Below are 22,070 nucleotides of genomic sequence, written 5' to 3'. Positions count from 1 at the left end.
TACTATGTACTGCATAACCTAAAAAACAAAAGCCGCTCCTTTTTCAGGAACGGCTTCATAGTTTAACTTTATATTTTACTACAATACCATTCCTGCACTATTGTGAATGACAATAATGCTAATAATTGAAATGATAATGTTGTTTTGTGTTTTCATCACTTTTTTTGTTAAAACAAATATAGTATTTTTAATAACATACAATACTACTAATTACAATTTCACATTTTTTAATATTTTAGTTAAATATTTTTATCGGAAGCAAAGAAGGCTGGATTTGAATTTGTAAAAGATATGTACAGGATTTTGAGCGTTAGCAAGAGAGGCTATTATATATAGATGTACACTAAGCTCTACCTATGCTAGAAGTTTAGCAAAAATATTCTATTAAGTTATAAAGGCCTTAAATGGAATTCATACAAGAAATTGCATACTCCTATGGAATAAAAAAATCACAACCAACACGATATCGCTATCTTAATTGATACAGTTATTTACAAAATTCATCTTATTTTTGAAGTATCAAAGAGTCTTATCACAATATTAGCTTTACCCCTACATTAGGTGTAAATCCGATAGAGTAAATATTTACACTTTCTATATTATTATTTTGTTTGTTTATCCTATAATACCTGTTTAAGATATTTTGCCTGTTAAATAAATTGGTAATTGCACCGTTTAGAGAAAGATCAGATTTACCTATTTTCCAGTTTTTAGAGAATGATAAATTAACCTGAAAATAATCATTAAGCTCGGTACTGTTTGGTTGTTTATATTCTATAAACGAATTAGCAGGATTTTCAGTATCTATACTATAACCATCTGGCTCCGTTACTACCTTACCTGTATGCCATTTACAGCCTAGGCCAATTTTATAGTTGCTCCATTCATACACTGTAGCAGCAGATATAGCATTACTGATAGAATAGTTATTTCTGAACTGAGGAGGTATATATCCTATAAAATTATATTCATTATTGTTGTAAGTATAAGAAAGCCAGTTATAAAAACGCCAAATCTTTTTTTGAAATAAAAGTTCTCCCCCAAAAACAGTATAGCTCCCTGTAGTATCTAAGAACTCAAACTGGTTTTGAAATCCCTGACTATTACTACTGATACCTTCTGTCTTTTTATAAAAAGGCTCTAAAGTTATAAGTAAATCTTTATAATTATATGTTAGTGCAACAGAACTCTGCCAACTTATTTGCAATGGAGTGTCTGCATTATTTGCCAACACCCAACGACGCTTTTCTATACCTAAAAAGTCCTGTTGTAGATCTATTATTTGTGACATTGACTGGCTCTTGCGCTCGCCAAGTACTTCAATCCTGAACTTTTCATTAAGTAATTTCCCAAAAGACAATCTTGGCTCAATAATTATTTTTCCTGTTTTGGAATAGCTGTTAACCCTTACACCGAGTTTTGTATAAATATCACTATCCTTACTTTTAAGTTGTACCTCTGCAATACCACTATTAGTAACATTAACCTCTTTGCTTCTTTTTGAAAACTCGGGATCATTTATCCTGTCAAGATTTAGTATACTGGTTTCGTTTAGCTCATAACCTATTGCTACACCTAATTGTCGTGAACCCGAAAATGTATAGCCCACGCTAAGGTCTTTTGTAAAAATCCTGTTTTGCTGAAAAGTTTCCTGATAATTTTCTATAGCTTCATTTTCGGCCTCAACATCATACCATGAAAAATTTCCTTTTACAAAACTCTTATGTTTTAAACTCCAATCAGAATTAAAAGCAATAGAAGCTCCGAAGTTTTGTTGTATTAAATGTACTTCCCTTTCTGCTATAGCTGTTTTCTGATTGATTTCTAAAAAATTATGAATCCCTATTCCATTAACTGTTAGTGTATGAAGACTATCTATTTGTCTGTTGTATTGCAACGAAAAGTCATAAAAATAAAAATTATCATCGCTTTTAACCGGTAGGTCAGAGTTTTGTGCTACGTCTGTAACTGTTGTATTTTGAAATACTCTTTCCCTGTAACTTTTATAAGTAGGTGTCTCTAAAACATCAGTATATGATCTTCTTCCTGAAACCTGTATATCACTTTTTGTATCAATATTCACTTTTGTAAAAAATGAAGCACTTATCATATCGGCATTAAACGCAGTATAAAAACCTGAAACAAAAGGTGTGGACGAAGTTATATCAACCGTTGAGGAAACACTTTCACCATAAAAAGCTGAAGTACCATTTTTATATATGGTTATACTTGTTGACGGTAAAGCATTAAAAGGAGATATGAGACCGAAAAAATGTCCTGTCTGGTATATTCTTATACCATTCCATAAAAAAAGATTTTGATCATGTGTCCCTCCTCTAACGCTTATGTTAGAAACTGTTTCATCAATACTGGCTATTCCCGGTATTTGTAACATAGTTTGAAGCACATCGGGCTCGGTAAGGCCTGGTAACAAACCGAATTTACGGGGTTTTACAACAAGCTCTCCAAATTCTTGTTTAGTAATACCCAGTGTAAGATATCTCTCTGCAATAACCTCATCGAGTTGTAAGATAACCGGGGTTAAAAATATTTTCGGACAATCGGAAACATAAAGATCTTGCGGATTAATTATTTTAGGCTCATATCCCAAATGGTTAATACTTATTAAATTAGGAGTAAGTTCCGGAATAGAAAAAAAGCCATTTATCCCTGAGGCTAAAGAAGTTGTACTTCCTTCTATACTTATTTGAGCATTTTCAATTCCCTGCCCTGTTTCTCTATCCAATAAATAACCACATAAAGGTTTGTCCATCCCAACATCATTAAAAACAGAATAATATTTATCGTTTATTGCTTCTATTCTGAGTCGGGTATTTTTTTCAATATATTTTAATTTTTCATTTAAAGATAATTTATTCTCTGGCGGAATAATTGTATATACTATAAGCTCCTCATCTATCTTGTTAAAATTGATATTATATTCTCTAGCTATAGCATCCAGTATTTCACTAAGCGGTTTCTTCCTGTCATCCTGTGCTAGACATAGGATAGGAAAAAGAAAAAGAATGAAAAACAGAAACCGATTATTAAACAAAATTTATGGCTTTAAGATAATAACATTGTCTTTTTTCTCTGCTTTAAGGTGATAATTAAGTTCTAATATCTTAATAACAGTCTCAATATCATCTCCCGGTAAAGTACCCGAAAATAACTGAGATGAATTTGCTTTGTTCTCTATGGATATATTGTAATGCCTTTCTATTTCGGCAATAACTGCTCCTAAGCTCTCCTTATTAAAGATAAGCTCATCATGTAGCCATGCCGGATCTGTTTTTTCCATACGAAGTACTCCGCTATAAACATCATCTTCATAATAAAGTCCCTGAGAAGGTTTTAAAACTACCTCTTTCCCGTCTTTAATAACCTTTACACTCCCTTCAAAACAAGTAACTTCAAGCCTGTTCGCTCTTGCCTTAACATTAAATTGTGTACCAAGTACCTGTACTGTACCTAATGAGGTAATTACAGAAAACTTTTCTCCTTTAGCTACCTTAAAATAGGCTTCACCATTTAGTTCAACTTTTCTGTTATTATCCCATGACCATTTATTATAGCTCAAGGCTGAACCTGAATTTAAAATAACCTCAGAAGCATCCGGTAAGTTTAAAGCAAAGGTTTGACCGCTAAAGGCTTCTTCATGTGTATCCTGAACAGTGAATACAAAACCTATTCCTAACATAATTAATATAACTGCAGCAGCAGTAAACCAGTATCTTCTATATAATGGTATTGTTTTAGTTATTGTTTTTGGCTGGCTTAAAACCTCAGTCAGTATTCCTTCTTCATTAAAATAAGGAGACTGCAGGCTGTCAAGATTTTCTTTGATGCGAAGCAGCGTAATATAGTTGGGTAACTTTTTAAGTTCTTCCAGTTCCTCTGTATTAAGTTCGCCTGACAGCCATTTTGCCAATCGGGTATCTTCTTTCATAAAATATGCTTTATATAAATTGAGACAAAAGTGATTATAAAAACCCTACCTGAAATTTTCTATTTTTTCACTTAGTGACACTAAGGCACCGTGTATTCTTTTTTCTACAGCCTTAACACTAATTTCAAGCATCTCAGCTATCTCTCTGTATTTTTTACCTTCTACCCTGTGTAACAGTAGTGCTGTTCGTTGTGCTTCAGTAAGTTCAGAAAGTGCCTTTTCAAATTTTTTCCTGAATTCTTCCTCCTCCATTATATAGTCCGGTGACTGATAATCTGTTTCTTTAGCAGGGTTATTTTTAGTATAAGTCATTATCACTTTCTTATTTGCCGTATGATTTAGCGCACTGTTCTTTGCTACCGTGTAAATAAATGATTTTGGATGACGGACATCTGCGCAGTTTTGCCATAGTTTTATAAAGGCCTCCTGAGTAATATCATCAGCCAAATCTTCGTCTCCAAACTTATAATATAAAAAGTTTCTTAAGGATCGGGCATGGGTTTTGAAAAAACCTGTAAAAAAAATTTTATCGCAAATACCTTGTTTTTCAGGCTCTTTCATAAAAAAATAAAATTAATTTTGGGGTGAAATTAATAAAATTTGTCATTGATGGTAGGGTGAAGTTAAAAAATTTTGTCTTATCTATGAAAACACTCAAAAACATGAAGAATTTATTGATTGTTGTGATATTAAGTTTAATAAGCTTTAGTTGCGAGAAGGAAGAGTTGACCGTTTCAACTCCTCCCGAAGACAATCTTGTAACTAATTTGACCTTAAGAAATAAATTATCACGAATAACACAATATGAAACATCTGTAGATAATATTATAGATAATACTAACTGCTTTGCTGTAAATTTCCCTTACACCATAACAGTAAATAATCAAACTTTAACGCTTCAGGATGAAAGCGATTATCAAACAGTTAAAAACATTATTGATGAAGATGATAGTGACAGTGATATTGTAAGCTTTAGTTTTCCAATTACAGTTACTTATTATGATTATTCGGTACAAACCTTTGCTAATATTCAGGAATTAAACACAGCTATTGCAGGTTGTGTTTCTTCTCAGGAATTGGCGTGTATGCAGTTTAATTATCCTTTAGGAATAAAAACTTATGACAGTCAAAATCTTTTGGGCGAAACATTCAGCATAGCAAGCAAAAAGGGTTTATTTGAACTATTAAAGGAGTTAGATAACTATGATGCCGTAACCTTTAATTATCCTTTATTATTTACAACTCCTAACAACGCTACTGTTACCCTTACTAATAATCAGGAACTTGATACTACCATTAATAATTTCATCTCAGACTGTAATACAGTTGTCGATCCAGACCCTGATTTTAATGATATTATAACACAGGGAAGCTGGTATGTATCTTATTTCTTTAGGGATACAGATCAAACAGATGATTATGAAATATATGATTTTGTTTTTGATGGTGGCGGAACAGTGTCCGTTACTGGTGAATCCTCTCCTATCGGCGGGACATGGGTTAGCTTTAACGACGATTCAGAATTAAAAGTAATATTTGTCTTCAGCAGCTCTAATCTTGAAGAGTTACAGGAAGACTGGACAATAACCGAAGTCACCCAAAATGTCGTGAAAATGGAACATATAAGCGGTGGCGGAGATGATATAAGAAAACTGCACTTTACGAAGAACTAATCTAAAAAGACATATTACAAAAACACTATGCAATACAGTAAAGTATTGTACAGGGGGCTTTCATGCCTAATTTAAATCAAATTATTATTAACTAAATATTTTTTATCATGAAAAAGTTATCATTTTATTTACTAACGGCAGGATTTTTATTATCGTTAAATTCCTGTACATCAGACGATAGTCCGTCAACAGTTTCAGCAAATCCTCAACCGGTTATTAATACAGCTACTTCCGGAGAATGGGTAGTAACCTATTACTTTGACGATACCGATGAAACCGCTCATTTTAATGGTTACACTTTTACTTTTAGTGCAAATAATGTTATAACGGCCACTAATGGAACCAACACTTATACAGGATCCTGGTCGGTTACCAACGACCATTCAGGTAGCGATGATGACAGCGGGCACCATGACGACAGCAATGATCTTGATTTTAATATCAGTTTCTCTTCACCTGCAAATTTTGCTGAGTTAACAGACGACTGGGATATTATTTCTTATTCTGCAAATAAAATTCAGCTTATAGATGTAAGTGGCGGTAATGGTGGGACTGACTACCTTACTTTCGAAAAAAATTAATCATCAAACGAACAGTTATTAAAAATCAATCAAAAAGAATCAATGAAAAACGCTCTAAAACTGCTTTTTTTAGCAATATTTTTAATACATGTAAAACTTACAGCACAAAATACAATGGAGCCCGCCTGGAATTATATGGCTGATGAAACAAACGGTGATTATGCCATAGACTTTTGGGTAAACCCATTAGGAGATAGTTATACTTTAGGAAATATTGGGCAGGTAGCAGGTAGTAGCCATCCTAATGCCGTTATGTTTGTTAAAACTGATAATACAGGAGAAGAAGTATGGCGAAACATATTATATCCGGTAACAACAGACTGGCAACTGTTTGCAAGAAGTGTTGTAGGTGATGAGGACGGAAACGTTTTTGTGGTTTATAATGAAAGTTATAAATACACAGAAATGACCAATAACAGAATTGTTGTAGCTAAATTCTCTCCGGATGGAACCCAATTATGGTCTCAATACTATACAGAGCAACAAAATGGCCCGATTGAAGAAATAAATCATCGCTCAGCTATTTATAAAAACGGAATTCTGTATTTTACAGGTATATCAACCGATGTTGAGCCATCTGCAAACTTAGACGGACTTATTGTAAAAATAAATGGTAACAGTGGTGAATTAATATCTAAGTTGGTTTTTAACAGTCAGTATAACAGTGATGATGTTTTCAGGCAAATTAAAGTGGCTGATAACGGAGAAGTATGGGCTATAGGCCGCAGTCGTGGCTACATGATGGAAGGAGGTATCTATTCCGATTACGATGCCAATATTGTAAAGTATGATGCAGAAGGTATATTAGTATGGGAACATAGGTTAAACGGGACTTCAAATAATGTTGACCACGGTATTAATGTTGATATTGATTCGGAAGGAAACTCTTATATTTCCTCACAGTTAAGAGTTTTAGGTATAAATCAGCGTAGGGTTTATATACAAAAACTAACTCATGAAGGTAATGTTGCCTGGACTTATCAATACCAGGGATCAAGCTCAGGATATAATTGGGATCAGCCAATAAAAATACTACCTAATAATCGTATTGCTTTTGCAACTTCTAATGAAAACGGAATTGTACTTCAATGCCTCTCTGCCAATAACGGAACTTTATTATGGCAGGCAAATTATAACCGTAACGATATGGGGTCGGCCAATCATCAGGAAGACATGATTGTTGATAATGACAGTAATATTTATATAACAGGAGTGAGTAGAGATAATACTCCAATGGGAGCTGGCTATGATATGGTTACACTTAAATATTCTGACAATGGTGAGCTTCTTAGTTTGTATAATTTCAATTATGGTGATTATTCCACTACAGGAGATATGGGGATCAAATTACTTACTGACTCCCCGGGTAACCTATATGTATTAGGAAACTCAAGCTATGGAACTAATTATAATGATGACTTTGTAATACTTAAGTTTGGAGATGCCTCACTGGAAATCCCCGAAACAGTACAGCTAAAATTTGCTGTTTACCCTAACCCGTCAGATTATTATATAAATGTATCAGGAAGCAATTATATTGATAGTATATCGCTTGTAGATATTAATGGACGTATTGTTAAATATATTAAACCAGATAGCAATAGCACCATTATTGACATCAGTAACTTATCACCTGCAATGTATTTTATAAAAATAGAAAGTGAAGGTTTAACAACAAGCTATAAAATAATAAAGAAACAGTAGCTCTTAAACAAGACCATACAAACAAAACCAGTTAAATTGTTATAAAGAACAATTTAACTGGTTTTTTATTTTCAGCTGCTTTTACTAAGTTTTTTAGTTTTTTCTCAAAAAGCTTCACCTATCATTGGGAAACATTTAGCATAACTTAAAGATAGTATTAAGGATACTCTGTATCAGCATTTTGTAATTTGCTGTACTAAAAAATATGATACTATGAATACTGTTACCCAAGCGCTTTTTGCAGCTGCCAGAAAGGGAAATCTTCCTGTACTACAGGAAATTTTTACTCATAATGTGAATTTGAACACCAGGGATGACCGTGGTTTCACACCACTCATTATTGCCGCTTATAATAACCAACCTGAAGCTGTAGCCCTTCTCCTGAAAGATGGTGCTGACCCTGACACAACCGATGATGGAGGAAATACAGCATTAATGGGAGCCTGCTTTAAAGGGTATTTAGAAGTAGCTAAAATACTAATAGCTAATGGAGCTAACCTGGATGCACAACACGGTAATGGTGGAACAGCTTTAATGTTTGCCGTTATGTTTGGCCGTAACATTATAGCAGATTTACTCTTAGAACAGGGAGCAGACTATACTCTTAAGGATATACGTGGACTTACCGCTCTTGATTTGGCCCTGCAGCAAGGTAATCACAGTGTGGCAGAAAAATTATTGGCCATTGCCAAACAATCCGAAATTTTAAAATAAACTAAAGAAATAAATAACCAACTATGAAAAAAGATAATACTAAAAATTCAAAAACTAACCCTGAAAAGGATGCCAAATCACAAGATCTTGAACGCAACAGAGAATATAGCGAAGGACAGTTTATTACTACTGATCAGGGTGTTAAGATAAATAATGATCATAATACCGTTAAGGCAGGAGAAAGAGGGCCTTCCCTGCTAGAAGATTTTATAATGCGTGAAAAAATCACTCATTTCGATCATGAACGCATACCAGAACGTATTGTACATGCTCGCGGTTCAGGGGCTCATGGCTACTTTGAGGCTTACGGAAATGTAAGCGAATATACTAAAGCTGCCTTTCTTAATACGACTGAAAAGACTCCTGTTTTTGTGCGCTTTTCTACTGTAGCGGGTTTTAGGGGCTCAACCGATCTTGCCCGTGATGTTCGGGGTTTTGCAATTAAATTCTACACTCAGGAAGGTAATTTTGATATGGTAGGTAACAATATGCCTGTATTCTTTATTCAGGATGCTATGAAATTCCCCGATCTTATTCATGCTGTAAAACCTGAACCTCATAATGAGATACCGCAGGCACAATCTGCCCATGATACCTTTTGGGACTTTATATCACTGATGCCAGAATCCATGCACATGATTATGTGGGCTATGAGCGATCGTGCCATACCCCGCAGCTTAAGAATGATGGAAGGCTTTGGTATACATACATTCCGATTTATAAACAAAGAAGGAAAATCCACTTTTGTAAAATTTCATCTGAAACCAAAGTTGGGCACCCACGCGGTAGTTTGGGATGAAGCCCTTAAAATATCAGGTAATGACCCTGATTTTCACAGACGCGACCTATATGAAAATATAGAAATGGGTAATTTCCCTGAGTGGGAATTTGGTGTACAACTAGTACCGGAAGAGGATGAGTATAAATTTAATTTTGACCTGCTTGATCCCACAAAGATTATTCCTGAAGAAATGGTACCCGTAACACCTATAGGCAGGATGGTACTTAACCGAAATCCTGATAACTTCTTCGCCGAAACCGAACAGGTCGCTTTTCACCCCGGCCATGTGGTACCCGGAATTGATTTTACAAATGATCCCTTATTACAGGGCAGACTCTTTTCGTATACCGACACACAGTTGTCAAGACTAGGTAGTCCTAACTTTCATGAATTACCTATAAACCGCCCCATTGCACCTATGCATAATAATCAGCGTGACGGACATATGCGTCAGGAAATAAATGTTGGCAAAACTCATTATAGTCCTAATTCCTTAAATGATAACTACCCTATACAGGCTAAAGAATCAGAAGGAGGGTTTGTAAGTTATTATGAGCGTATTGAGGCACATAAAGTGCGTGAAAGAAGTGAAAGTTTTTCCGATCATTTTAGTCAGGCTGCACTTTTCTTTAATAGCCAGACACCAGTGGAGCAAAACCATATCATCAATGCCCTGCGTTTTGAGCTGAGCAAAGTAGAAACGGTTGCCGTACGCGAACGTATGGTTGGGTTATTAAGCCAGGTTGATAAGACTTTGGCAAAAAAAGTAGCAGACGGATTAGGACTAACTGTTCCTGCTAACCCTGAAAAACCAATGAATAAAGGTGTTGGTGCGGATGCCGACCAAAAAAAGCATGAGCCGAAACCTCTGGATAAAAGTTATGAACCCAGTGATGCACTAAGCATGATAAAAAATCCTACTGTTACCAACACAATTGAGACCAGACAGGTAGCCTTTTTATGCGGAGATGGTGTAAACGAGAAATCGCTTACAGCACTAAAAAAAGCACTGGAATCAAAAGGTGCCTCGGCAAAAATAGTGGCGCCTAATGCCGGGAATGTCAAAACAGATACCGGAAAAGAAATTAAGGCCGATTTTGCTTTCTTCTCTTCCTCTTCGGTGTTGTTTGATGCTGTATATGTTCCCTCTTCAAAAAACAATACTGCATTAGCAGAAAATAACAATATAATAGAGTTTATAAATAATGCCTACAGGCACTGTAAGGTTATAGGTTTTGATAGCGATTTGGAAAGCCTTATTAAAAAGACCGCTATCAATACAAAACGGGATATGAAAAGTAATGATATACCCGGAGTACTAATCAATAACAATACATCAAAACAATTTACAGATGAGTTTATAACTCTTTTAGGGCAACACCGTGTCTGGGAACGTGAGGCACACATAACCGAATAAAATTAACGCTAAAGCCGGAAAACAGAATTTCTTCCTCACAATAAATAGCAGGAACAAAATATCACAAGGCAACACAAAAAAACCAGTTAAATTGTTATACAAAAGCAATTAGCTGGTTTTTCATTTTTAGCCACTTATCTTTATTTGGTCACATTAGGTACTATATAATTCAAAAGTTAAGTTATCTGTGTTCGTTGTCGGTTATTCCTTTGTAGTTAATTTAATCCTTAAATACAAATTAAAGGTAGTATTCTTATAGGATTTATTGTAACTTGTAGTATTCTGTCTAAATAATTTTAGGAATTAAACAGATTTTTTAAGCTTATGAAGATCAAAAATCAATTTCGTATCCTCTATAAAAGGATAGTTGGTAGTATTGCTTTTTTACCTGGCGTAATTGCTCTGTGTTTTTTAATACTGTCAATTATAATGCTTGAAATCGATTTCTCTTCCATAGGTACAAACCTAAAGACAAATACAGATTGGTTACGCTTAAAAGATGCCAGTACGGCACGGTCAATAATTTCAACAATAGCTGCTGCACTTCTTTCCCTTACAGTATTTAGCTTTTCTATGGTTATGATAGTACTTAATCAGGCCGCATCGCAAATGAGTAATAGGGTATTAACCAGTATGATTCAAAACCGTTTTCAGCAAATTGTTCTTGGATGTTACATCGGCACCATTGTATATGCACTCTCCCTTTTAAGCACCATACGCGACACAAGCAACAACACTTCCATTCCATCACTAAGTATATATCTACTTATTATTCTTACAGTAATAGCTATTTTCATGTTTATTTACTTTTTAGACTATGTCACAAAAACTGTAAAATATGAGACAGTTATTGATAGAGTAGAAAAAAAAACACTTACCACTATATACGAGACATTTGAAACAGAAGAAGCAGAATATAATAGACCAAACTCCGAAGGTATTCCAATAACTGTTCCTGATTCGGGTTATTTTCAGGGATTCAACAAAGACAGCCTTCTTAAAACAGCTACCGAGAACGATCTGGTAGTACACTTCCGCTATAAACGGAGTACTTTTGTGTTAAGGGATACTATATTATTAGAGGTCTTCACCAAAAACCCCATGACTAAGGAAACGATCAGTAAGGTGATAAACGCTGTTGATTTATATAACGGACAACCTATAGAGCAAAACGCAGACTATGGCTGTTTACAACTTACAGAGATAGCTATTAAAGCATTGAGTCCCGGCATAAATGACCCTGCAACAGCTGTTTTGAGTCTCAATTCCCTAACAAATGTTTTAGCAAACCGTTTGTATTGTAAGCAACCTGAAATATATAAAGATAATCACAACACCCTCCGTATATATTGCCCTTCTTCCGATTTTAAAGAAATTTTTCAGGAATGCATCCTACCGATATGGAAGTATGGTCAGAATGATCAATTTATACAGGAAGCAATGCATAAGGTTATAACGATGCTTAAAGAAAGTGATACAAAAAATGTATACCATAACCTTTTTGATCAATTTCTACTTAAAATAAAGGAAAAAATTGCGGAAGAATCTACTTTAAATTACCCATTAATACTTAAACAGAAATAAAAACTATATAAAAAAGGGAGCCTAAGCTCCCTTTTTTCCAAAACAATTAACCAAGATGCCTAATTAATTTAAGGCTGTTCCTTCTCTTATTTCTTCACTGGCCAGTTTAACCAGTTTATCATCTGTACTAAGGCTATCACTGTAAATCTCAACTTTATCACCTTCTGTCCTACCCTTTTTTACAGCAACTCTATGTGCTTTTCCGTTAACCGACTTTACCACAAAAGTACCTTCGCTATAGGTTACCACAGCAGACTTAGAAACCACAAACGTACTGTTTGTAGATTTTAATGGTAATGTAACCTCAGCAACCATACCCGGCATTAATAATGTATTGTTCTCAATGTCCATCTCTACCTTTTCAGAACGTAACCTTGCATCAAGCGCTCCTGACATTCTTGCAATCTTTGCCTTAAAGGTTTGATTAGGCAGCGACCTGACTGTAAAGCTTATACTATCGCCGTGCTTAAGGTAGGCTGCATAAGTCTCAGGGACAGATACCGAAAGACGTAGTTTTTTATCATCCTGAACAGTTAGTAATGGTAGTTCCGATCCTTTACCGGCCGGACCTACATAGGCGCCCGTATTAATGTTACGAGCGGTCACCACACCATCAAAAGGAGCTCTTATTTGTAAATAGCTTTGTATTATCTGTACTTCTTTATATGCCGCTTTTGCTGCCTGAAGTTTGGCATAGTCAGAGTTTTTACGTGACAGAGCTACTTCAAGGTCATTTTTAGAAATAGTACCTTCTACTTTGCTGGTCTCTAAAAAACGATTATAAGTACTATTACTTGCCGTATATACTGCTTCCTGACTGTGTAGTTGTGATTCTGCTGCTGCAAGTTGCGAGCTTATCTCAGGTGCCTCCAGCAATATAAGAAGCTGTCCTTTTTTCACTTTGCTGCCTATATCTACTTTAAGCTCTTTTACATAACTGCTTACTTTAGCATAAAGGTCTACATACTGGAAACCCGTTAGCTCTGCCGGAATGGAAACACTGGAAGAAAGTATTTCCTTCTGTAGGCTGAATGTTTCTAAAACCGGAGCTTTGGCTTCAGTAGTTGCTTCCTTATCTGTTTTTCCGCAGCCTGCCATCAATAATAGCAAACCCGTTAATAGTATGATGTTTTTTACTGAATATCTTTTCATATTATCTTTCTGATGGTGATACATAAAACTTACTTTCTTCATCCTCCGGATCTAATGATACCGATTGAGTACTTGCTTTACCTTGTGCCCAGGCAAATATCAACGGAAGGATTACTAATACCGTAAATGTAGAGAACATTAGTCCGCCAATTACGGCCCTGCCCAATGGTGAAACCTGCTCACCACTTTCTCCGTGTCCTATGGCCATTGGTAACATACCGGCTATCATAGCCACACTGGTCATAATAATAGGCCTTAAACGTATGGATGCTGCCTCTCTTGCTGCCTGTAGTGCATTACCACTTACCTTACGCAGCTGTTCGGCATTAGTTACCAGGAGTACTGCATTGGCAATAGACACACCTACCGACATAATTATACCCATGTATGATTGAAGATTAAGAGTAGATCCTGTTGCCAATAGCAGTAATAATGCTCCCAGCACTACCGCAGGTACTGTTGTAAGTATTACAAGCGAAACTTTAAATGACTGGAAGTTTGCCGAAAGCATAAGAAAGATAACCACAATGGCTACCAATAATCCTACCCTAAGGCTATCCATGGTTTCACTTAATACTTTACTAAGTCCTATCGGTTCTATAAAGAGTCCTCTTGGCAATTCGCCCAGAGAAGCGATAATATTGTTCACTTCATTAGATGCCGTACCTAAATTGGTATGGTCTATATTGGCAGTAATAGAGATGTAAGGCATAGCCCCCACGTTATCGTTCTCTCCATGTGTTTCACTTTCGGTAATGGTAGCCACATCACTAAGTACCGGCCTTGCCGAATTTCGCAACACTGGAATTTCCGATATATCCTGCTTTGTGTTCATCTTATCTAACGGAACCTGTACCTGCACACTGTATGCAAGCCCTGCTTTTTCATCAATCCAGGTATTCTTTTCGGTATAACGTGATGAAGATGTAGAGGCTATAAGAGAACGTGAAATATCGGTCATATCTACCCCAAGCTGTGCCGCCTTAACTCTGTCTATATTAATATCCAGTGCCGGATAGTGTATCGACTGTGCTATCTGTACATCCCTGAAATAGTCCACATCACGCATTTTTGTCATTATCTTTTCAGCATACTCTTCATTGCGTTTTTTGTCTTTACCTGCGAGTCTTATTTCTATTGGCGTAGGCGATCCCTGACTCAATACCTTATCGGTAAGTTCTATAGGCTCAAAAGAGACTTTCATATCGGGTACCGCTTTTTTAATTCTTGCCCTTAGTTCATCCTTAAAGTCATCCATATCGGCATGATAATCTTTAAGTGATACCTGTAGTACCGCCTCGTGTGGCCCCGCCATAAAAAGATAGATAGGGTTTACCGAGAATAAGGAAGGGTGTGTACCCACATACATAGATGAGATACCTATATGCTCCTCTCCTACCATATTTTCAACCTCATGTAATACCGTAACGGCTTTTTCTTCGGTACGTTCTAAACGGGTACCATCCGGAGCGCGAAGCCTTAACTGGAACTGTGTTGAGTTTACTTTAGGAAAAACATCCTGTCCTATCAGGCCTAATACCATAATTGCTACAGCCGTTACCCCTACCAGATAGCCGATTCCGATAACTTTTCTTTTAGGCATAAGCCTGTCAATAAGCCTCATAAAGCCCATCCTGAACTTTTCAAAACGGCTTATTTTTCCGTTATTATCATAATCTTCACGTTCAGAGTAAGCCTGTTTTTCGGCAGCCGCTTCCTTCTCATTATGCGAATGTGCATGGTCATGTTTTGCATGTCCTCCCTCTTTCATTAACCAGTTTGCCATAACAGGAACAAAGGTTTGTGATAAAAGGAACGAAGTAATCATGGAGAACCCAATTGCAAGTGCCAATGGTAAGAATAAAGCTCCCGGTATACCCATCATGGTAAATGCAGGAGCAAATACCGATAGTATACAAAGTAATATCAATAACTTTGGCAGGGCTATTTCTTTACACGCATCCCAAATAGCAAGGGCTTTTGGTTTACCCATATCGAGATGCTGGTGAATATTCTCTATGGTTACGGTACTCTCATCTACCAGAATACCTATGGCAAGTGCCAGTCCGCTAAGGGACATAAGATTAATGGTTTGCCCAAACAATTTCAGGAAGAATACACCCGATATAACCGATATTGGTATGGTTAAAATTACAATAAGTGCCCCACGCCTGTCACCAAGGAAGAGTATAACCATCAATCCGGTAAGTACTGCACCTATAACCCCTTCTGTAATAAGGCTCTTAACGGAGTTGATAACATATACCGACTGGTCAAACTCATAACTAACCTTTACATCTTCCGGTAGTGTACTTTGTATTTTAGGTAAAGCTTTTTTAAGATTTTTAACCACCTCCCATGTAGAGGCATCACCGGCTTTAGCAATATTTATGTAAACCGATCTTTTACCGTTTACCAGTGCATAACCTGTAGTAACATCGGCACCGTCTTTTACGGTAGCCACATCTCCAAGATACAGGTTTTGAACTGCACCTTTAAACAAAGGTATTTTTTCAAAATCCTTAATTTCTTTTATAGTATTGTTGGTTGGGGTCAGATAATTTATATCGCCTACCCTTACATTACCCGGAGGCGCCGTTTGGTTGTTAAGCCTTATGGCTTCCACAATCTGGTCGGGCGTTAGGTTGTGAGCTCGAAGCTGTGCCGGATCAACATTGATTTCTATAGTTCTTGGGCTACCTCCAAAGGGTGCCGGAGATAATAGTCCCGGAATGGAGGTAAACGACGAACGTACATATACGTTTGCCAAATCCTGAAGTTCATTATTGCTACGTTCCTTACTACTCAAAACCAACTGCCCTATAGGAAGTGTAGACGAGTCGAAACGGATAACAAACGGCGGTTGAGATCCCGGAGGGAAAATAGCCTGTATCCTGTTTGCCAATGCACTCAATTCGGCCGCAGCCTGTGCCATATTAGTATCTTCATAATAGCTTACTTTCATTAATGTAAGCCCCTGAAGGTTTTTGGTCTCAATGGATTTTACGCCATTGGCAAACAACATTATGTTTATATAGTTTTTTGCAAAGTAAGATTCCATCTGGTCTGGTGTATAACCTGCAAACGGGTGTGCCAGGTAAAGTACCGGCATATTCATTTTTGGCAGGATATCCACCTTAACCGTCCTCACTGCCCCAATACCGAAAAAGAACAATCCGGCAACGAGTACGAGTATGGATATGGGTTTGCGAAGTGCAAATCGGATTAAATTCATTATCTGATGCTGTTAGAATTCGTTAATAAAAAGGTTAAAGTCTCCCGTAGCAGCTGCTTTCATCAGCAGGGCCTGCCATACATTCGTGTAAATAACATCCCTGTCGGTCTCAGCCCTGTTTAGCGTATATAATGCCTGAGTAACATCTACAAGATTAGTAAGACCGTTGTTGTACAGTGCTGTACGTTGTTTATAAGCCTGTTGGGCCGCATCCACCTGATGCGGAGCCTCATTATAATTCTGTAAGGCATAATCCATACGTGTATTGGCAGCATCAATCTGGGTTTTAAGTTCATTGCTTATGGCATTATATTCTTCCTGCAAGCCCTGAGCAATCAGCTTTTGGGCAGCTACTTTTTTAGAAGAACGGGCTATAGTGGTGATATTCCATGTAACCCCAACTCCAAGCAGATAGTTACTCCTAACCGGATCTACTCCGTCAAAATAATTACGCGTATAAGAGTTTTGGTTTGTGGCATAGTCAGCATTAAAGCCCGAACCTCGTGACTGAAAAACACCAAATAATGAAAAAGTAGGATAGTATTCTTTTTTATATAAACTCAGCTGACTTTTGCTTATCTCAATCCTGCTCCTGTAAAATTTCAGTATTGGGTTAAGGCTGTCGTTTTGTACCTCTGCAGTTAAAACAGCTGCCGGTACTTTAGTAACAAAAGAAGTATCAATATCAAAATCCCTTGCTTCGATACCCATATAATTTGCCAGCTCATTGTTTTGAATCTTAAGTTGTTGCTTAATCTGGTTTAAGGCAATTTTTGCCCTTGAAACCTCGGCTGCCGCAAGGGTTGAATCTACACCGGGCAAAAGTCCGTTTTTAACACGCACCGCAGCATTATGATGTACAACCTCGGCACGCTCAAGGTTTTTTTGCTGCGAAATCATAAGCCTGTGGCTTGCCAGTAGGTTTAGGTAAGCAGCGGCTATTTTAACCTTATGCTTAAACTTTTCCTGTTCATAGTCCTGCTGGTATCGTTCAGCATCAGCCTTGGCAATTTTGATGCGTTGTTTTGCCCTTCCGAAAGTGAAAAAGTCCCAATTAACATTCACAAGGTACAACGCGCCAAAAGCAGCATTCCAGTTCTGTTCGGCAAGCGGAAGCCCCGATGAGGCGACCCCAAGCCCTCCAAAACCATATAAAGGACCATTTTGACCGTTTACCGTACCATAATCCTGCTGGGCAGCAAGGGTAAGATTGGGTAAATAATCTCTTTTGGCCTGCTTTACCGACTCCTGTGCGGCATCGCTGTAGTTTTGTTTGGCATGAATAATACCATAGTTAGACATCCCTGTCTCTATTGCATCCTTAAGTGTGAGGGTTTGCGAATTCCCCCATACGGAATAAAAAAGCAATAACAAGATAATTTTCCTGAAGTACATTTAGAATAATAGTTAGTAAGGATTATTAAAATGCATTTGATTAATGCAGCACAAATGTATGATGCCAATTTGGGCATTTGCCTTTTTAAATGACGAATTGAATTCGTCATGCGTTTAAGCATATATTAAAGTATAAGTGCTTACTTTGCAGTAAAATGTAGATTGATGAACAAGTATATAAAAAGCATTTTGGAGAAAAAATGGTGGCAGGAACTGTTTATTCTGGTTTTCTCCTTTGTGCTTTTTACCCTTAACGACTGGATATTAATTAAGTCATGGCGTGGTGTATGGTCGGGCTGTGCTTATTTTCTGTTATTATATTCTCACGCACAGTTAAACAGGTTTTTCCTGCTTCCTATACTTTTAAAAAAGCATAAGCCTTTGCTATACATACTTTCCAGTCTGGCATTGCTATCAGTATTCTCATTGTTTTTATATGAGGTTGCTACTTTATGGATTTATAAAAACTGTTTCCTGTATAAATCTTCCGAACAGAAAAGCTATATCTTTCAGGCAGCTACACTGGTAGCCACCTTAATTTGTATACTCTCGGTAACACTTATACTTAAATTTTACCGTGAAAGTAAGAAACTGGACAGCGAAAAACTGCTTTACAACAGGGCTCAGCTTAACTCACTTAAAGAGCAGCTTAACCCCCATTTCCTTTTCAATACTTTTAATACACTATATGGTATAAGCCTTCAGTATCCTGAACGTACACCAGACCTTATCATGCACGTTTCACAGCTAATGCGTTACCAGTTGGAAAGCCATGAAACACAATGTGTACCACTTGAAGATGAGATAAACTTTGTGAGCAGTTATGTAGAGCTTGAAAAAGAGCGTTTGGGTTATCGTTGCAACATTACGCTTAACACCTCCATCGATTTGGAGAACACGTATAAGATTCCGCCAATGTTACTTATATGCTTTATTGAGAATGCGTTTAAGCACGGAACCTGTACATCTGAAAACTGTTTTGTGGATATCGATATAAATGTAAATGACGACAGACTTGAGTTTATGGTTAAGAACTCTATTCCTAAAAAGAAAAAGAATATTGTTTCTACCAAAATAGGACTTAAAAATACTAAGGAACGTCTTAAACTGCTTTACGGTACTGACCATGACCTTACTATTGAAGAAAACCGTACTTATACGGTTACCCTTAAAGTAAAACTGAAAAGATTATGACAAAGGCCGTAAGATGTATAATTGTAGACGACGAGCCTGCTGCACATTATGTGCTTAGCAATTATATAAAACAAAATCCTTTGCTGGAACTGGTGTTTGAAGCTTATAATGGTGAAGACACACTGGAATACCTCAAAGAAAATGATGCCGATTTGATGTTTCTGGATATTGACATGCCCGATATCACCGGAATTGAACTCCTGCAAAAACTACAACATCCGCCAAAAACAATACTTACCACCGCTTACAGCGAATTTGCGCTTGAAAGTTATGAATACGGCGTTTTAGATTACCTGCTAAAACCTGTATACTATCCGCGTTTTGTAAAAGCCGTAAACCGCTTTTTTGAAACAGGAGAATCACAACAAAAACAAACTACCGAGGTGTTACAGGATAACATAAGCGTTAAGGTAGACAGTGATACTATAGACATACCTATTGACACCATTCTATATACACAAAGCTATGGCAACTATGTAAAAATAGTAACCCAAAAGAGAAACTATATAGCCACCATAACTACTGCTGATCTGGAAAAAAACTTGCCTTCGGAGTTATTTATCAGAGCCCATAAATCATATATAATCGCTATTAAAAAAGTGGATGAGATGAATAAGGATTATGTAGTTATAAAACAGACCCTTATTCCTATTGGAATAACATATAAAAGGGAATTAACCGAAAGGTTAAAAAACAATAACTTTTAAAAATCAATTATATAGGTAGCCGGGATCTTTCTTAAAATTAGTAATATCACTAATTAAAAGTTCCTTAATCTTTTGTACGTTATCTTTCTGCCCATTTAAATCTACTTCTTTTCTTTCCAATGCTATAACATATTCCAAAAGATTCATACAGGTAGTAAACTGCCCAGTCTTGATAATATTAGCCAGCTGATCATTTTTCTGGTCTTCTTTATCAAACCATAAAGTTGTTCCCATAGTTCTTGCTTTTTCGGCAATTACTTCTATTTTATTTAAATCATCGCAAAGTAATCTTTTGTCCTCGTGAGTTAATTTCCATCCTAAACGGTCCTTATCATGCAAGCGATTATATCGGCTTTTATGATTATAGGTACTCAGTTCATAAATAAAATTCGGCAGCCTCCTATTGTCCCAACGTTTATCATCAAAAAACATTTCATATATCAGTCGTCTAACCTGCTTAAGGTTAACATCCATCACCATACTCATTACCGATGTTATGCGTGCCTTTAGCATCTGTTCCAACACATTAAGTTTGGTAAGTTTGAGATAATTGATGATTTTATTTATTATACGGTCTGAAAAGGATTCTACAGGCAATGCCTCACGTATTATCTTTAACGGGTCGAAAGATTGTGGCTGACGCAGAATTTCCCGGGTAACAGGCCATTTTCTTATAATCAGCATAATAGTGAAGAATGCTATGGCAATTCCACTGATTATCAGGCCGGGAATACGAACATATAAATTCTCCGACACAATACCACCTGAAAGACAAACAATACCAATTATCAATGAGAAATACTGGATTCTTTTCGGGTATTTTACTACTTTTTGCAAAACCTTTACATAATGGTCTATGTTATTACCTCTCCATCCTTTAGGTTCAAACTGCTTTGGCACCTCATAATAATCCATAAAGTAACTGCTTACATCGGTAATAATCATCAGGTCAAAAGGATTGGGCTTCTTTTTATTTCGTCTGTTTTCATCTGCCAGCATTAAACTTTTTAATGCCTGATTATCGGTTATGCCACCATCCATCAGTCCGAATGACCTTATTTGTAATGGCTGCCTGGTATGCACCTCCTCATTAGTCACAGAAGCATCGGAAAGATGTCGCTTTTCCTCATTATAATCTTCATATACAATTGCCTGCCGAAGTTCCTGCGATGTTAGCCTTCCTTTGTCGCCATCATCATATGTAAAGTCTTCCGGATATACTATCGGTTCAAACCCCATAGGAAAACAGGAAGAAGCTGCCAGTACATCGGCCAGTTTAAGCTTTTGAAATGTTTCTATTCCGGCATTATCAAACTTAAGGTATCGGTTACCTATGCTTTGATACCATTTCTTTGTCCCGTCTGCCTTAAACCTAAATGTAAGCCCTCTGTAAAATTCAGTGGAATTACAGCATACCTCAAACTTACTAACATGCTTTTTATTGGAATACACTTCCATAGTATCTCCCATAAATAACATCTCATCATAAACCTTGGCAAAGGCATTTATCAGGTTTCTGCGTTTTTCATCACCATACTTTTCCCAGCATTTATCATCATTAAGTACCGTAAGAACATTCTCCAAAAGATCCTCTCCGTTAAGTTTGGTTTTGGTTTGTTCGTAGAACTCATTAAAAGGAATTCCTTTATGTATGGCCGATGTATATAAAAGATTGGTAATTGTACCTCCGGAAGCAGAACTTACATAACTTATATGTTTAGTAAGTGGTAAGCCGTTAAGTTCAAGATGTTCTAAATAACTAAGTACTCCCAAAGAAAAAGCCGCAGCTCTGTAGCCTCCCCCTGAAAAAGCGAGGGCTATGTTTTGAAAAGGGTTAAATTGCGGATCAGGGTAAGGCTGGTCGTTATTTTCCATAAGGTTGTAAATTATTATATGAAACTGCTGTTATCCATTGCCCTAAAGATAGTTACTCTAACGGAAAAAAAGGAATAAAAACCATTTTAGAAGAAAGCAAAAAACAAAT

The 22,070-nt window shown here is 36.6% G+C and carries 15 protein-coding genes; 8 read left to right on the top strand and 7 right to left on the bottom strand.

The genetic code is table 11. The features are described 5' to 3' along the window. Positions 1–532: 532 nt before the first annotated feature. Genes NU09_RS02295 through NU09_RS02285 form a run of 3 tightly spaced genes read right to left on the bottom strand, consistent with a single transcriptional unit; the run spans position 533 to position 4,510 of the window. Complete coding sequence (locus NU09_RS02295; protein ID WP_129749642.1) at positions 533–3,055, bottom strand: TonB-dependent receptor plug domain-containing protein; 2,523 nt, start codon at positions 3,053–3,055, stop codon at positions 533–535. A gap of 3 nt (positions 3,056–3,058) precedes the next feature. Continuing rightward, positions 3,059–3,949, bottom strand: coding sequence for a FecR family protein (locus tag NU09_RS02290; RefSeq protein WP_129749641.1), 891 nt, complete (start codon positions 3,947–3,949; stop codon positions 3,059–3,061). Between the two features lie 45 nt (positions 3,950–3,994). Continuing rightward, positions 3,995–4,510: an RNA polymerase sigma factor gene (locus NU09_RS02285; RefSeq protein ID WP_129749640.1), complete on the bottom strand. Its 516-nt coding sequence runs from the start codon at positions 4,508–4,510 to the stop codon at positions 3,995–3,997. Positions 4,511–4,593: 83 nt separating this feature from the next. Here NU09_RS02285 and NU09_RS02280 point away from each other — a divergent pair, with 83 nt between their 5' ends. The 6 genes from NU09_RS02280 to NU09_RS02255 all read left to right on the top strand — a co-directional run bounded on the left by NU09_RS02280 (position 4,594) and on the right by NU09_RS02255 (position 12,403). Then, positions 4,594–5,622 (top strand): hypothetical protein, encoded by a 1,029-nt coding sequence (locus NU09_RS02280; protein ID WP_129749639.1) that lies wholly within the window; start codon positions 4,594–4,596, stop codon positions 5,620–5,622. Positions 5,623–5,729: 107 nt separating this feature from the next. Continuing rightward, entirely contained in the window at positions 5,730–6,203 is a 474-nt protein-coding gene (locus NU09_RS02275) for a hypothetical protein (RefSeq protein ID WP_129749638.1), read from the top strand. 42 nt (positions 6,204–6,245) lie between these two features. Beyond that, positions 6,246–7,907 carry a T9SS type A sorting domain-containing protein gene (locus NU09_RS02270; RefSeq protein WP_129749637.1) on the top strand — a complete coding sequence of 554 codons (1,662 nt, stop codon included), beginning with the start codon at positions 6,246–6,248 and terminating at the stop codon, positions 7,905–7,907. 213 nt (positions 7,908–8,120) lie between these two features. Beyond that, entirely contained in the window at positions 8,121–8,621 is a 501-nt protein-coding gene (locus NU09_RS02265; protein ID WP_129749636.1) for an ankyrin repeat domain-containing protein, read from the top strand. A gap of 23 nt (positions 8,622–8,644) precedes the next feature. After that, positions 8,645–10,819 carry a catalase gene (locus tag NU09_RS02260; protein ID WP_129749635.1) on the top strand — a complete coding sequence of 725 codons (2,175 nt, stop codon included), beginning with the start codon at positions 8,645–8,647 and terminating at the stop codon, positions 10,817–10,819. 324 nt (positions 10,820–11,143) lie between these two features. Continuing rightward, positions 11,144–12,403: a DUF2254 domain-containing protein gene (locus NU09_RS02255; protein WP_129749634.1), complete on the top strand. Its 1,260-nt coding sequence runs from the start codon at positions 11,144–11,146 to the stop codon at positions 12,401–12,403. Between the two features lie 63 nt (positions 12,404–12,466). Here the strand turns inward: NU09_RS02255 and NU09_RS02250 are convergent, their stop codons facing one another. The 3 genes from NU09_RS02250 to NU09_RS02240 are packed head-to-tail and all read right to left on the bottom strand — an operon-like array spanning position 12,467 to position 18,185. Then, positions 12,467–13,555, bottom strand: a complete 1,089-nt coding sequence (locus tag NU09_RS02250) for an efflux RND transporter periplasmic adaptor subunit (protein WP_129749633.1) — start codon at positions 13,553–13,555, stop codon at positions 12,467–12,469. 1 nt (position 13,556) lies between these two features. Then, positions 13,557–16,790 (bottom strand): efflux RND transporter permease subunit, encoded by a 3,234-nt coding sequence (locus NU09_RS02245; RefSeq protein WP_129749632.1) that lies wholly within the window; start codon positions 16,788–16,790, stop codon positions 13,557–13,559. Between the two features lie 12 nt (positions 16,791–16,802). Next, a complete protein-coding gene (locus tag NU09_RS02240) occupies positions 16,803–18,185 on the bottom strand; it encodes a TolC family protein (protein WP_129749631.1) in 1,383 nt (460 codons plus the stop codon). A gap of 165 nt (positions 18,186–18,350) precedes the next feature. Between NU09_RS02240 and NU09_RS02235 the strand changes: the two genes are divergently transcribed. Both NU09_RS02235 and NU09_RS02230 read left to right on the top strand, forming a co-directional pair. Continuing rightward, complete coding sequence (locus NU09_RS02235; RefSeq protein ID WP_129749630.1) at positions 18,351–19,379, top strand: sensor histidine kinase; 1,029 nt, start codon at positions 18,351–18,353, stop codon at positions 19,377–19,379. Next, positions 19,376–20,086: a LytR/AlgR family response regulator transcription factor gene (locus NU09_RS02230; protein ID WP_129749629.1), complete on the top strand. Its 711-nt coding sequence runs from the start codon at positions 19,376–19,378 to the stop codon at positions 20,084–20,086. The genes NU09_RS02235 and NU09_RS02230 overlap by 4 nt, the downstream gene beginning before the upstream one ends. A gap of 3 nt (positions 20,087–20,089) precedes the next feature. Here the strand turns inward: NU09_RS02230 and NU09_RS02225 are convergent, their stop codons facing one another. Next, positions 20,090–21,961 (bottom strand): patatin-like phospholipase family protein, encoded by a 1,872-nt coding sequence (locus NU09_RS02225; protein WP_129749628.1) that lies wholly within the window; start codon positions 21,959–21,961, stop codon positions 20,090–20,092. Between the last annotated feature and the right edge of the window lie 109 nt (positions 21,962–22,070).

Source organism: Flavobacterium beibuense, assembly GCF_004151245.1.
GTDB lineage: Bacteria > Bacteroidota > Bacteroidia > Flavobacteriales > Flavobacteriaceae > Flavobacterium > Flavobacterium beibuense_A.
This window is presented reverse-complemented; position numbering and strand designations above follow the sequence as displayed.

Bases quoted from the DNA above. Each gene is read 5' to 3' on its own strand.
- NU09_RS02275 (WP_129749638.1), top strand. From the start codon at position 5,730: ATGAAAAAGTTATCATTTTATTTACTAACGGCAGGATTTTTATTATCG.
- NU09_RS02260 (WP_129749635.1), top strand. From the start codon at position 8,645: ATGAAAAAAGATAATACTAAAAATTCAAAAACTAACCCTGAAAAGGAT.
- NU09_RS02225 (WP_129749628.1), bottom strand. From the start codon at position 21,961: ATGGAAAATAACGACCAGCCTTACCCTGATCCGCAATTTAACCCTTTT.
- NU09_RS02255 (WP_129749634.1), top strand. From the start codon at position 11,144: ATGAAGATCAAAAATCAATTTCGTATCCTCTATAAAAGGATAGTTGGT.
- NU09_RS02265 (WP_129749636.1), top strand. From the start codon at position 8,121: ATGAATACTGTTACCCAAGCGCTTTTTGCAGCTGCCAGAAAGGGAAAT.
- NU09_RS02235 (WP_129749630.1), top strand. From the start codon at position 18,351: ATGAACAAGTATATAAAAAGCATTTTGGAGAAAAAATGGTGGCAGGAA.
- NU09_RS02240 (WP_129749631.1), bottom strand. From the start codon at position 18,185: ATGTACTTCAGGAAAATTATCTTGTTATTGCTTTTTTATTCCGTATGG.
- NU09_RS02290 (WP_129749641.1), bottom strand. From the start codon at position 3,949: ATGAAAGAAGATACCCGATTGGCAAAATGGCTGTCAGGCGAACTTAAT.
- NU09_RS02245 (WP_129749632.1), bottom strand. From the start codon at position 16,790: ATGAATTTAATCCGATTTGCACTTCGCAAACCCATATCCATACTCGTA.
- NU09_RS02270 (WP_129749637.1), top strand. From the start codon at position 6,246: ATGAAAAACGCTCTAAAACTGCTTTTTTTAGCAATATTTTTAATACAT.
- NU09_RS02280 (WP_129749639.1), top strand. From the start codon at position 4,594: ATGAAAACACTCAAAAACATGAAGAATTTATTGATTGTTGTGATATTA.
- NU09_RS02230 (WP_129749629.1), top strand. From the start codon at position 19,376: ATGACAAAGGCCGTAAGATGTATAATTGTAGACGACGAGCCTGCTGCA.
- NU09_RS02250 (WP_129749633.1), bottom strand. From the start codon at position 13,555: ATGAAAAGATATTCAGTAAAAAACATCATACTATTAACGGGTTTGCTA.
- NU09_RS02285 (WP_129749640.1), bottom strand. From the start codon at position 4,510: ATGAAAGAGCCTGAAAAACAAGGTATTTGCGATAAAATTTTTTTTACA.